The sequence below is a fragment of the Clostridioides sp. ES-S-0108-01 genome, assembly GCF_020662285.1.
Taxonomy (GTDB): Bacteria; Bacillota; Clostridia; order Peptostreptococcales; family Peptostreptococcaceae; genus Clostridioides.
Genome location: NZ_JADGMN010000005.1, coordinates 174,231 through 188,709, shown reverse-complemented (window position 1 = coordinate 188,709; position 14,479 = coordinate 174,231). Strand labels below are relative to the sequence as shown.

At 28.4% G+C, this 14,479-nt stretch carries 8 protein-coding genes and 1 pseudogene; 8 read left to right on the top strand and 1 reads right to left on the bottom strand.

What is annotated here, in order from left to right; translation table 11 throughout:
- Positions 1-7: 7 nt before the first annotated feature.
- From IR152_RS07095 to IR152_RS07070, 6 genes and pseudogenes are all read left to right on the top strand, one after another.
- Positions 8-1,384 (top strand): PTS transporter subunit EIIC, encoded by a 1,377-nt coding sequence (locus IR152_RS07095; RefSeq protein ID WP_227451087.1) that lies wholly within the window; start codon positions 8-10, stop codon positions 1,382-1,384.
- A 412-nt stretch (positions 1,385-1,796) separates the two neighbouring features.
- Positions 1,797-2,483: pseudogene (locus IR152_RS07090) on the top strand (ABC transporter ATP-binding protein).
- Between the two features lie 11 nt (positions 2,484-2,494).
- Positions 2,495-4,996, top strand: coding sequence for an ABC transporter permease (locus IR152_RS07085; protein WP_227451086.1), 2,502 nt, complete (start codon positions 2,495-2,497; stop codon positions 4,994-4,996).
- Positions 4,997-5,441: 445 nt separating this feature from the next.
- Positions 5,442-6,284, top strand: coding sequence for a BglG family transcription antiterminator LicT (licT, locus tag IR152_RS07080; protein ID WP_227451085.1), 843 nt, complete (start codon positions 5,442-5,444; stop codon positions 6,282-6,284).
- Between the two features lie 144 nt (positions 6,285-6,428).
- Positions 6,429-8,357 carry a beta-glucoside-specific PTS transporter subunit IIABC gene (locus IR152_RS07075; protein WP_227451084.1) on the top strand — a complete coding sequence of 643 codons (1,929 nt, stop codon included), beginning with the start codon at positions 6,429-6,431 and terminating at the stop codon, positions 8,355-8,357.
- 79 nt (positions 8,358-8,436) lie between these two features.
- A complete protein-coding gene (locus tag IR152_RS07070) occupies positions 8,437-9,864 on the top strand; it encodes a 6-phospho-beta-glucosidase (protein WP_227451083.1) in 1,428 nt (475 codons plus the stop codon).
- Positions 9,865-10,167: 303 nt separating this feature from the next.
- Here the strand turns inward: IR152_RS07070 and IR152_RS07065 are convergent, their stop codons facing one another.
- Entirely contained in the window at positions 10,168-10,716 is a 549-nt protein-coding gene (locus tag IR152_RS07065) for a PadR family transcriptional regulator (protein WP_227451082.1), read from the bottom strand.
- A 190-nt stretch (positions 10,717-10,906) separates the two neighbouring features.
- Here IR152_RS07065 and IR152_RS07060 point away from each other — a divergent pair, with 190 nt between their 5' ends.
- Both IR152_RS07060 and IR152_RS07055 read left to right on the top strand, forming a co-directional pair.
- Complete coding sequence (locus IR152_RS07060; protein WP_227451081.1) at positions 10,907-12,163, top strand: OFA family MFS transporter; 1,257 nt, start codon at positions 10,907-10,909, stop codon at positions 12,161-12,163.
- A 36-nt stretch (positions 12,164-12,199) separates the two neighbouring features.
- Positions 12,200-14,155 (top strand): FAD-dependent oxidoreductase, encoded by a 1,956-nt coding sequence (locus IR152_RS07055; RefSeq protein ID WP_227451080.1) that lies wholly within the window; start codon positions 12,200-12,202, stop codon positions 14,153-14,155.
- The last annotated feature ends 324 nt before the right edge of the window (positions 14,156-14,479 follow it).

The following is a 14,479-nucleotide window of genomic DNA, read 5'->3' as shown; positions in this document are numbered from 1 at the left end:
ATAAAGCATGAAAAATAAATATGCAAATGTAGCTTTATTGATAATCGATGGACTTGGAGGAAAAGATAATATAATTGACTTGACTCATTGTATGACACGATTAAGGTTTATATTAAAAGATAAAAAGAAAGTGAATGCAGATGAATTAAAATCTATAGATAAAGTAGTTGGAGTAAACTCAACCTCAACTCAATACCAGGTCATAATAGGCAATGAGGTAGGGATTGTATTTAATGCACTAGTAAATGAGGGGATAAATCCTAATAGAGATATTAAAACTGATATAAAAAATGAAAATAATAAAAATAGTATTTTAAATAATATATTAGATACAATAACTGGTTGTATGACACCTATGATACCAGCTCTTACAGCGTCAGGTATGATAAAGGTTATATTATCTCTTTGTACTACTTTTAATTGGTTATCATCAAATTCAAGTACATACAGAATATTAGATATAATAGGAGATGTAGCATTTTACTTTATGCCTATAATACTTGCAATAAACGCAGCTAAAAAATTTAATGTTAATACGTCAATAGCAGTTATAGTAGTAGGTGTATTTTTACATCCAAATTTCTCAGCATGGGTATCAAGTGGGGACCCTATATCATTTATAGGAGTACCAATTCAGGGTGTTATATATGCAGCATCTGTTATTCCAGCACTTTTAACAGTATGGATGATGTCATATATAGAAAAATTTATTGATAAATTAATACCTAGTATGTTAAAAACGATTTTAAATCCAACTTTAGTATTATTAATAAGTGCGCCAATAGCATTAATCGTAATTGGACCAATAGGAAATTTTTTAGGAGAAGGATTAGCTAGCATAATAAGTTTACTACAAGGAAGGTTAGGATTTGTAATGGTTTGTTTATTAGCAGCTTTAATGCCATTTATCGTTATGACAGGAATGCATCATGCATTGACTCCTATATTTATATCAGCATTTGCAACTACAGGGCAAGAATCACTTATATTAATAGCACAAGTTTGTGCTAATTTAGCGCAAGGTGGAGCGACACTAGCTGTAGCACTAAAAAGTAAAGATAGTAAGATAAAACAGTTAGCATCAGCTGCATGGATATCAGCTGTTATGGGTATAACTGAACCAGCTCTTTATGGAGTTACATTAAAACTCAAAAAACCTGCTATGTTAGCATCTATAGGAGCAGGAATTGCAGGATTATTTGCAGGAATTAATCATGTAACCTTATATGTTCCACAAAATAGTATAATGGCAGTACTTGGATTATCAGGGGAAAAGGGGACTTCAAATATAGTAAATGGACTTATAGTTATATTTATAGCATTGGTTGCTCCATTTATTATGACATATATATTTGGGGGAGAAAAAATATCAAAGCAGGTATAGATAAATAATGAACTTGGTTAAACAGTATAAATAATAAAACTGCTTAACTTATAAAAATTTAGTAAATAATAGTTTTATAATAGTATTTGTAATTATTAGACGTTTATTATGAAATATTTTATAAGTTATATTTATAAAATATTATTGAATATTCGCAATGTTCTGTTGACAATTATTCAAAAAAGTTACATATTTATAATATGAAGTATTATAAATATGTAACTTTTAAGGCGTGATTTTGTATGTCTAAGTCAAAACTTGGTGTTAAATCAAATCTTGTTTCAAAATTACTGATAATATCATATTTTTTTAGATATATCATTCTTAAAAAAGCTTATTAGCAGAAAATTTTTTAGTATCTTTGAGTATTATATGCTCTCTTTTAAGTAATAATCAATCTTAAAAGTTTTATATGAAAGGAAATTATAGTATGAAAAAAACAATAATTGAGGTCTCAAGTTTATCTAAAGTTATAAACTTATTAAATACAGAAATTAACATACTAAAGAATATAGATTTACACATAGAAGAGGGAGAGTTTATTTCTATAATGGGAGCTAGTGGTAGCGGAAAAAGTTCCCTAATAAGTATTTTAAGTGGTCTTGACAAAAAATATACTGGGGATGTGAATATTTGTGGTGAAAAATTATCGGGATTAACTGACAATTAACTTGCTGAATATAGAAATAGAAAGATAGGGATTGTATTTCAATCATTTAATTTAATTCCATCAATGTCTGTTGAAGAAAATATAAAATTACCATTGATTTTTTCTGATGATAAAGAGTTTAAGGTAGTAGATAAGATAATTCAAAAGGTTGGTCTAATATCAAAAACAAAAAACAATATTAAACAATTATCAGGTGGTGAGAAGCAAAGAGTCGCTATTGCAAGAGCTCTAGTTTGTATCCCAGATATACTATTTGCTGATGAACCCACTGGGTCATTAGATAGTGCTAATAGTCATGCTATAATGCAGTTGTTTAAGAGTATAAACAATGAATATGGTACTACAATAGTAATGGTTACTCATGATATTCAAATGGCAAAATATAGTGATAGAATTATAAGCATCAAAGATGGAACTATTATAAAATAGGTGGTGATACATTGATATTTCATGAAATTTATAAAATATATAGTAAAAATAGTTTGAAAAATAATAAATTATTAAAACTTTCTTGTATAATATCTATTGTATTTGCCACAGCAATATTACTCTTTACAAGAGTGTTAACTGATACATATTCAAGTGAAGTTAAAAGAAATATGGCTATAACAAATGGTGGAGATATAAAAATACAAAATATAGAATATAATAAATACTATTTTACGAGTGAACAAATAGATAAATTAGAAGAATTAAAAGATAAAAAACACATTGACTTTCAGTTAGGAAGTAGTATGAACACAAATATATTATCAAATGGTATGATTGAAAGTACTGAATTGACTGTAGTAAACAATATAAAAATGCAAAATACATATTTAAAATTAAGAAATGAAAATGATATAGTTTTGTCACAAAAAACAGCTAATAAATTAAATGTAAACATAGGGGATAAAGTGTTTTTAAAACTACATTCTTCAGTTTATGATGATACATACTTCAAGGTTACGGATATAATACCAAAAAGATTTTCATTAAGTACAGCCCAAAAAGAAGCAGAGGTTGGTCAAGAGGTAGTCGGAGAAAGTTATGTATATTTGCCTAATGAAACTAAATATAATGTGGCTTATATAAATATAATAGACAAAGAAAATACGAAAAATATTAAAAATGAAATAAAAGATGTATTTAAAAGCCATTTTGAAGTTAGAACAATTGATGAATTAGAACAGTCAATAATGAATAGAATATCTATGCAATTAGACTCAATAAATTTAATTGGAGCTATTTCATTATTAATTACTGGAATTTGTCTATGTTCTACATTTATTGTATTTATTTTAAATCGAATAAATGATTTTTCAACTTTTAAGGCTTTGGGAATTAAAAAAAGAAGTTTATCTCTTCTAGTATTTACTGAACTTATGTCACTTACTATAAAGGGGATTATAATTGGTATTATTTTTGGGCTTCCTATGACTATATTCTACATTAACTTACAGCATATTAATTTATTGGATATTTCTATTTTGAGTATTGCCAAAAATATTCTCATTTCAATAGTTATTATAATAATTGAAACATCAATATTCTCATTAATTCCTATAAGTTTTGTCAAAAATATACCTTATGAAGGAATAAATAGGGATGATAGTATGTTATTTACATATAAATTCAGCTTTATTCCAGACATAATTCTTGTAATATTTTTAACAAGTATTTTTTTTACAATATATGTGAAATCTTTTCTAGGTATTTTCTTTATTTTAGTGTTAGTATTACTAGACTTATTGGTATACAGTTTGATATATGCATCATTAAAAATAGTATGTATAATTAAAAAATTTATTAAAGGTAAATACTCAATTACTTTTATATATCTTGATAATGATTGTAAAACTAATGCTTTTAGCTCTAGTCTATTAACAATAACAATAATATTTGTTTTGTTGCTATTTATGATATCTGAAATAACCTTTGCTATGTTTAGCAATTATGAAGTTGACAATAGTATAAAAAATTCAATTGTATATCAAACAACTTTAGAGGGAAAATTAATTACTGATAAAAAACTTATCGAAAATGATATAGATTATTTTCAATATTATCCAATTAAAATAGATAGTATAGAATCGGTAAATAATACTTCTATTAATGATTATATTGACAAAATTCCATATGAGAATAGAAAAGATGTGATGAATGATTTAAATGACTTAAGTGTTGATTTATTTGACACTAAAGAAACAACATTAAAGAGTGATTTAGAGTATGGAAACTGGTTTAAAGAAAATGGTAACGAAAATAGTATAATTATAAATAATTATCTGCATAGATACTTAATAGATTATAAACTAGGGGATACTGTAAGATTAAAAATTAATGGAAAAGATATAGACTTTAAAGTAATAGGTTTTTTGAGTCCAAAATCATTGAACAAAGGTGTAGATTTAGGATATATAAATATAAATGAAACTATTTCACCTAAGACCCTTGATTTACCTAAAAATCAGCCAGTTATATATTTTTTTAGAGAAAAGTTAGATAACAATTTACTTAGTAAATTATTATATGTTGATAAAGATGCTAATTTAGAGGACTATAACGATTTTGCTTACTCTATGAAAACATATGTTGATGATCAAAAGTCATTACTTTTGAATATTATATTTGCTGTGTCATTATCAAGCATACTTCTAATATTAACATCTCAAATAATTATTTTTATAAAGAGAATACTAGATTACCAAGTTATGTATAGAGTAGGTATGAGCAAACAAAAATTAATAAAAATAGGTTTATTAGAAAGGATAATTATATCAGTTATCCAAAGTATTCTTATATCAGTTTTTTATGAATCTTTCAGATTTTTATTAATTTCATTGTTGCAGAGAGAGTATAATATTAACTATTTATTAATTTTAATAGAGTTCTTGGTAGTGCTAAGTATAAATTGCTTTATTTTTATAGTGACTCAAAAACATATTAAATTAGACTCATAAATTTTTTTATTATTTAGATAGATTCTAAGTTAGATGAAGAAGTTGTAATTGAGTTTGTAAATCAGAAAATGACCCTGTATGATAAATAAAATTACCATAGAGAGTTGTATTTACATTTATAAATTCAAGTATAATAAATATGTTTAATGCGATTACAGAATGTTAAAAAATGATTAAGAATAAATAAGTCAATATAACAACTTTTTTAACAGGAATAAATTATTATGAGAGTAACAAAAAAAATTATAGTCTCTATATATAAATATAAAATAAATTTAAAGAAAACGTTGACAAAATATGTCTAATGTTTTATCATAATAATTGGAATTAGGTAGTAATTGTTTAAGTACAAGCTAAGCTTATTCATTAATAATAGCAGTATCCTAGGAAGGAGTACGCCCATTATTATGGATAAGCTTTTTTTATGCTTAAAAGGAGGATAATCATGATAATTAATAAGATATTAAATAATAATGTTGTAATCACATTAGATGACAATGATGAAGAAATTATTGTCATGGGTAAAGGCATTGGTTATCAAAAATCAAAAGGAGATTTGATAGATAAAACTAAAGTAAATAAAGTATTTAGAATATCAAATAAAGAAATATCGAATAAGTTACAAGAATTACTTAATAATATTCCTATAGAACACATGAAATTATCTAGTAAAATTATAGAGTATGCCCAAAAAAAACTAAATAAGAAGTTAAATGAAAGTATTTATATATCATTAAGTGACCATACATATTCTGCGATTCAAAGAATGAAAGAAGGAATAAACGTAAAGAATGCAATACTTTGGGAAATTAAAAGATTTTATAAAGAAGAGTTTGAAATTGGAATGAAAGCACTAGGTATTATTGAAAGCAAAACACATGTAAAATTACCAGAAGATGAAGCTGGATTTATAGCCTTTCATATAGTAAATGCTCAGTTAAGTGAAGGCCATACCTTAGCATCTGATATCACAAAGTTAATACAAGAAGTACTTAGTATAGTTAGATATCATTTTAGGATAGAGTTTCATGAGGAATCAGTATTTTATTATAGATTTATAATGCATCTTAAATTTTTTGCACAGAGATTACTTTTAGATAGTGAACATGAAGGTGAGACAGACAAAGAATTATTAAACATTATTAAATCTAAATATAATAAAGAGTTTGAATGTGTAGCTAAGATTAAAAATTTTATTAAAAAACAATATAACTACATATTAACAGATGACGAGCTTATATATTTAACTATACATTTAGCTAAAGTAGTTAAAGATTCAAATGTGTAAGCTGAATAATTTTTAGTAGTAATATAGTAATAGCTATTGAAAGGAGTGATACTAAAAAAACTATACCTATGGTTGGATGGTAACATTGAGTTGGCCAAACCTTCAAATTTCAAAAAATTAATTTAAAGAAATATGGAGGAAAAAATGGGAAAATACAAACAATTAGCACAAGAAATAGTAAAAAATGTTGGTGGAAAAGAAAATATTAGTGGATTAGTACACTGTATTACGAGATTACGTTTTACATTAAAAGATGAAAGTATAGCAAATGATAATATATTAAAAAACATGGAAGGTATTGTTACAATAATGAAAAGTGGAGGACAGTATCAAGTAGTCATAGGAAATCATGTTGAAGCTGTCTATAAAGACGTAATTGAAATAATTGATTTAGATGACTCAAGTGCAAATTCAGAAACTAAAAAATCAGGTAGCATGTTAGATAAATGTATCGATATAATATCAGGAATTTTCCAGCCAGTACTAGGAATAATGGCAGCCTGTGGTATGTTAAAAGGTTTTAATGCTTTATTTGTAGCAATGGGGCTATATAGTGATGTATCTGGTGGATATATGGTAATAAATGCAGCGGGAGATGCATTGTTTACATTCCTTCCTTTATTTTTAGGATATACTTCAGCTAAGAAATTTGGATTAAAACCAATGTTGGGATTAGCACTAGGGGCTGCAATGTGTTATCCTGCTATACAAGGTAGCAGTATATCAGCAGGTACAGATGTTATGTACACTTTATTTAAAGGAACAATGTTTGCATCTCCAGTATACATTGACTTCTTTGGACTACCAATGATATCAATGGATTACACTGGAACGGTCGTACCAATTATATTTATAGTGTACTTTGCATCTAAGTGTGAAAAATTATTTAACAAGTTTATTCCAGATTTAGTTAAGTTTTTCTTTGTACCAATGCTTACATTATTAGTAACATTACCTGTTGCACTTATAGTTATAGGTCCTATAGCAACATTTGGTTCTACACTTATTTCACAAGTTGTAATTTCGATAAGAGATTTTAGTCCATTATTAGCAGGTGCTATAGTAGGATTTACTTGGCAAATTCTTGTTATTTTTGGTATGCACTGGGGATTTATTCCTGTATATATAAATAATGTTATGACTTTAGGATACGATAATGTTATGATGCCATTCTTTGCTTGTACATTTGCAAGTTCGGCAGTTGTATTAGCTATATTTTTTAAGACTAAAGATAAGAAGTTAAGAGAGATGGCAATACCAAACTTTATATCTGGTATATTTGGAGTTACCGAGCCAGCAATTTATGGAATATTATTGCCTTTGAAGAAACCATTTATAATAAGTTGTATTGCTAGTGGTATTGGGGGGGCTTTCTATGGATTCTTTAATCTTAGAAAGTTTATAACTGGAGGAATGGGCATATTCGAACTTCCAGCAATGATTGAACCAGATGGAGGAATGGGTAACTTAATAGTAGCTCTTTCTGGTATAGCTATATCAATGATTGTAGCCTTTGTATTAACTATGGTTTTATATAAAGATGAGCAAGTAGGAGAAGCCAAAGAAGTAAAAAATAAAGTAAAAGAAGAAACAAAAGAAGTTAAGTCTACTAAATTAGAAAGAGAAGTAGTAGCAAGCCCTATAAAAGGTGAGGTATTAAATTTAAGCGATATAGAAGATGCGGCATTTGCATCTGGTGTACTAGGTCAAGGTATAGCTATAGTACCTAGTGATGGAAAAGTAGTTGCACCAGTAGATGGATTGGTTACAACTTTATTCCCCAGTCTACATGCTATAGGAATTCTTTCAGATGAAGGTGTTGAAGTGCTTATTCATATTGGATTAAATACTATTCAGTTAGAAGGAAGAGGTTTTGAGGCATGTATAAAGCAAGGTGATAGAATTACAAAAGGTCAAACTATATTAAACTTTGATATTGATATAATAAAGAAATCGGGATATAGTGTTGTAACTCCAATTGTTATTACAAATTCATCACAATTTTTAGATGTGGTAGAAACAGAAAGTAAAAATGTCGAATTAGAAGATAATCTGATTACAGTTATATTTTAGTAAGAGATTAAAGTATTAATAAAAGACTAAAGCATTAGCGTAAGTTAATGCTTTAGTTGTAATTTTAGGAGGCTTAACTATGAGTTTTAAAAAAGATTTTTTATGGGGAGGAGCTACTGCAGCTAATCAATGTGAAGGTGGATATAATGAAGGCGGAAGAGGGTTAGCAAATGTAGACGTATGTCCAACAGGAAAAGACAGAACAGCAGTTATTACAGGAAAATTAAAAATGTTTGATTTTGATGATAAGCATTATTATCCAGCTCAAACTGGCATTGATATGTACCATAATTATAAAGAAGATATAAAGCTATTTGCTGAAATGGGATTTAAAGTATATAGAATGAGTATTGCATGGAGTAGAATATTCCCAAAAGGTGACGAAGATGTGCCAAATGAAAGGGGTCTTCAATTTTATGAAAATATATTTAAAGAATGTAAAAAATATAAAATAGAGCCATTAGTTACTATTACACATTTTGATTGTCCAATGCATTTAATTAAAAAGTATGGTGCATGGCGTAATCGTAAGATGATAGGTTTCTATGAGAGACTGTGTAATGTTATTTTTAGAAGATATAAGGGGTTAGTTAAATATTGGTTAACTTTTAACGAAATAAATATGATTCTACATGCTCCATTTATGGGTGCTGGTATTTGTTTTGAAGAAGGTGAAGATGTTGAAAAGATAAAATATCAGGCTGCTCATCATGAACTTGTAGCTAGTGCAATTGCAACTAAAATAGCACATGAAGTTGATGCAAATAACTTAGTTGGATGTATGTTTGCAGCTGGAAGTGTATACCCTTATAGTTGCAATCCTAATGATGTATGGGAAGCTACGAAGTTAGATAGAGAAAATTATTTTTTTATAGATGTACAATCTAGAGGAAAATATCCTAATTATGCATTAAAGTATATGGAAAAAAAAGGTATTACACCAAAAATGAAACCTGGCGATATTGAATTATTGAATAAACATACTGTAGATTTTATTGCATTCTCATATTATAACAGTCGCTGTGTTAGAACTGATGAAAATGCAGATGATGTAGCTGAAGGAAATATATTTACATCTGCTAAAAATCCATACCTTTCATATAGTCAATGGGGATGGCCAATTGATCCATTAGGTTTAAGAATTACATTAAATCATGTATATGATAGATATGAAAAACCACTATTTATTGTAGAAAATGGATTGGGTGCTAAAGATATAGCTGATGAAAATGGTTATGTAGAAGATGATTATAGAATTAATTATTTAAGGGAGCATATAAAAGCTATGCATGATGCAGTTTCTATAGATGGTGTAGATTTATTAGGATATACTATGTGGGGTCCTATTGACTTAGTAAGTGCTAGCACAGGTGAAATGGAAAAGCGTTATGGATTTATATATGTAGATAGAGATAATATTGGTAATGGAAGTTTGAGAAGAACGAAAAAGAAAAGTTTTGAATGGTATAAGAAAGTAATTGCTTCAAATGGTGAAGATTTATATTAAATAAAAAACTATAAAGATAGCTTTAAATTTAAAATGTACCCTATAGAGTAGATACCTAAAAATCACCCTATAGGGTATTTTTGTATATAATCAAGGAGATAATGGAGAGGTTAATACTTAATAGAAAGTGTAATTATGAATATAGCAATTGATATAATAATAAAACTTATATAGATGAGTACATATATTACTACAATAATTAAGGGAATCTATGGGAATAAAAAAGATGATTTCTATTAAAAACAGAAATCATCTACTTAATGTTGCATAGCTTTAAATATTTTATAGATTTTAAAAAAATATTTATTTTTTGCTTTGCTTTAAACAAATATCTATACAGTTATTTAGCCATTTAATTTGACCTTCTTCTCTTATAATAGCTCCATCTAATACAAGATAATCACCAAAATAATCATCATAAAAAGCGGGAATTTCAGTATAAGCATCTTTTTGACTTATTAAGAATTCAAGTCGTTTACTGTGCTGAATGCGTTGATGTTTAAGTAAAGCAATCCTACTTTCTAAATCTAAATTATTATAAAAATATACTCTCAATCTAAATTTATTTTTAGGAGTAGGTTCCATTGGCATGTCTTTAGATAACCAAGTTAAAAACTCATCTTTTCCTTTTTCGGTTATGTAGTAAACTTTTTTTTCTAACACATCACCACTAATTTCAACTTCATGAACTATTAAATCTTCATTAGTTAATTTTTTTAACTCTGGATAAATTTGGCTATGTTTTGCACTCCAAAATTCATTTAATTGAAAATTAAACTCTTTACTTAAATCGTATCCTGTCATAGGCTTTCTATTTAATAGTCCCAATATTGCATATTTAAGGGTTCCCATATTTCACCTCTTTAGTTTTATTATCTATCAATAAGTCTATTATATCATTATTTATAAAAAAATAGGTTAAATAAAAAACTAAATACAAACATGTAAATAGTTACATGTTTATATTTACATGAAAATATTATTATGATAATATTAACATAAATAAAATGAATAGATTGAATTATTTGGAGGGGAGAAAGTAATGAACTATACTAAAAAAAGATGGATTATATTAATCGCAAGTTGTTTTATCAATTTGTGCATTGGGTCAATTTATGCATGGAGTGTATTTGCTACACCTATGGCAGAATACTTAAGTGGAATTAATGGAACAGTATTTACTGCAGGAACTTTAGCAATAGTATTCACAGTTACTAATTCTGTTGGACCTATAACTATGATTACTGGAGGAAGAATAAATGATAAGTTTGGTCCCAAGAAAGTTATTTTTGTAGGAGGTCTTATATTTGGTATTGGAATGATTTTATCTGGATTTTCAAAAAGCTTGCCAATGTTAATATTAACATATGGAATCATACTAGGGCTTGGGGTTGGTATGGTATATGGATGTACAATAAGTAACTCTGTTAAATTTTTCCCAGATAAACGTGGGTTAGTAGGGGGAGTAACAACTGCTGCTTATGGATTTAGTTCTGTAATTATACCACCAATAGCAAATAGTATAACTACTAGCTTTGGTATTACAACAGCATTTAAATCAATAGGAATTGTATTTCTTATAATTGTGTGTGGAGCATCATTTTTTATTGAAAAATGTCCAGATGATTTTGTACCAGAAGGATGGACACCACCAGTTATGAAAGGCAAACAATTAAAAAATAAAGATTGGAAAGAGATGCTTTCTTCATCTATATTCTATGTGATGATTATTTTATTAACATGTGGAGCATTTTACGGATTGATGTGTACATCAATGGCATCTGCTTTAGCACAAAATATGATAGGAATGACATCAGCAACAGCTGCAATTGCAGTTTCTGTTTTAGCTTTATTCAATACAGCAGGTCGTATTGTAGCAGGTTATATATCAGATAAGATAGGTAGAATAAATACTTTATCAATGGCATTTATAATTTCAATTGTAGGTTTATTGTGTTTATCAACTTCAGTACAAGGAGATATAGTGAAGTTTTACATAGGAATTTCTATTATAGGAGTATGTTTTGGGTCATTTATGGGTGTATTCCCAGGTTTTACAGTAGACCAGTTTGGTCCTAAAAATAATAGTGTTAATTATGGAATCATGTTTATAGGATTTGCATTTGCAGGGTATATTGGACCTACAGTAATGAAAAATGTTTATGCAGTAGATGGTAATTATACAAGAGCCTTCACAATAGGAATTGTTATGGCAATAATAGGCTTAGGATTAACATTTGTTTATAGATTTGTAAATAATAAAGAAATATCCAAATGCCAAAGTAAAAAAATAAGTTAATATGAAAAATAAGTTAATATGGGGGGAAATAATATTATGAAAAGAAAATATCCAAATTTATGTAAGCCAATTCAAATAGGAAATGTAATATTCAGAAATAGAATGTTTTCTGCACCAATGGGTGGAACAGATATAACAGCTGATTGTACAATAGGACCAAAGTCAACAGCATTTTATGAATTAAGAGCAAAGGGTGGAGCTGGGGCTGTAACTATAAGTGAATGTATGGTTCATCCAGAAACTGATGGTTCACATGCGTATCATTTAGATTTAAAAATAGTTGATTCTTTAGCTAGTTTTACATATACAGCAGATGCTATAAGACGTCATGGTGCAATACCAAGTGTGGAACTATCACATTCTGGTCAATATGCGGGGACTTACTTAGTTGATAAAAACAAGAAGCAAGGTTTGTCACAATATGGAGTAAGTCCAAGTATAAGGGCTGATGGTTTAGAAATAAAGGAATTAACCCAAGAATTAATAGATGATATAGTAAAATCTTATGGTGAAGTTGCAGGTCTTGCTAAAAGAGCTGGATTTGAAATGATAATGATTCATGGAGGGCATGGATGGTTAATCAATCAATTCTTATCACCATACTTTAATAAAAGAACTGATAAATATGGAGGGACTTTAGAAAATAGAGTACGTTTTGCACAAGAAGTATTAGACAGTGTTCGTAAAGCTGTAGGTCCAGGATTCCCAATAGAGTTTAGATTAAGTGGTTCTGAATTATTTGAAGGTGGATATGATTTAGCTGAGGGTGTTGAAATATCTAAGCTATTAGAGTCAAGAATTGACTTACTTCATGTTTCAGCAGGAACATATCAAAGAGGATTTGGAATAACACATCCATCTATGTTTGTACCTCATGGATGTAATGTTTATCTTGCAGCAGAAATCAAAAAACATGTAAATGTACCAGTTGCAACTCTTGGTGGATTAAATGACCCAGCTCAAATGGAAGAGATAATAGCAAGTGGAAAAGCTGATGTAGTTGAAATGGCAAGAGCATTATTGGCAGACCATGAACTTCCAAGAAAGGTAATGACAAATAGAGATGAAGATATAGTTAAGTGTTTAAGATGTTTCACTTGTATGGCTGAAAGAGCTGCAACTTCCACTAGAAGATGCACAGTAAATCCACTTATAGGTCGTGAAATAGAAGGTATGGAAATAACTCCAGTATTAAAACCTAAAAAAGTTTTAGTAGCAGGTGGAGGTCCAGGGGGATTAAAAGCAGCAATAACAGCAGCACAACGTGGTCATAAAGTAATACTTTGCGAAAAATCAGATGCATTAGGTGGAATATTAAAAGGGGAAAAAGCTATACCTTTTAAATATGAAATGTATGAACTTGGAAATACTCTTAGTAAATTAGCAAAAGATGAAGGTGTAGAAATACGCTTAAATACAGAAGTTACTAAAGAGTATGTAGAAAAAGAAAAAGTGGATGCCTTAATAATAGCAGTAGGTTCATCTCCACTAGTTCCACCAATTTCAGGGCTTGATGGTGATAATGTAGTAGTTGTAAACAATTATTATCTAGAAAAAAATAAGGTAGAAGATGCAAAAGAAATAGTAGTACTTGGTGGAGGTCTTGCTGGATGTGAAACAGCAATACATTTAGCTAAAGAAGGTAAGAAAGTTCATTTAGTAGAAATGAGAGGTGAACTTGCTCCAGATGCAAATATAAGACATCGTCCAATACTTTTAAGTGAAATAGAAAAACAAGGTGTTGAAGTACATACAGAGTTTAAAGGATTAAAAGTGTCAGAGGAGGGTGTTCTTTGTGCTGATAAAAATGGTAATGAAATTTTAGTTCCAGGAACACATGCTATATGTGCGCTTGGTCAAAGGGCTAATCGAAATACAGTAGATGAGTTAACAGATTGTGCTCCATATGTGGCACAAATAGGTGATTGTGTACGTCCATCTACTATAACAACTGCAGTATACCAAGGATATCATGCAGCACTTGATATATAATATATGTGAAGTTTATAAAATAAGAATAAAGTTTGAATAGTGAGTAATAGGTAGATTTTTGCAAAAACAAATCTATCTATTCTCTTTTTTTAACAAATTAATAATTGTAGATATGATTTTCTATGAAAAAAGTAAAATTTGCATTGAAAATAATACTAATTTTTTCTATGATTAGGAATTCTAGATATAATTTTAAAACAAGAGAGGCGAAGGATTTACAGAGTGACTATAATATAGCATTTAATAGTATCAATTTAGTATGTAAACCTTATAAGGAGATTGTTTGACAAGCTTATACTTATCAAGTTTAAAAAATATCTAGGA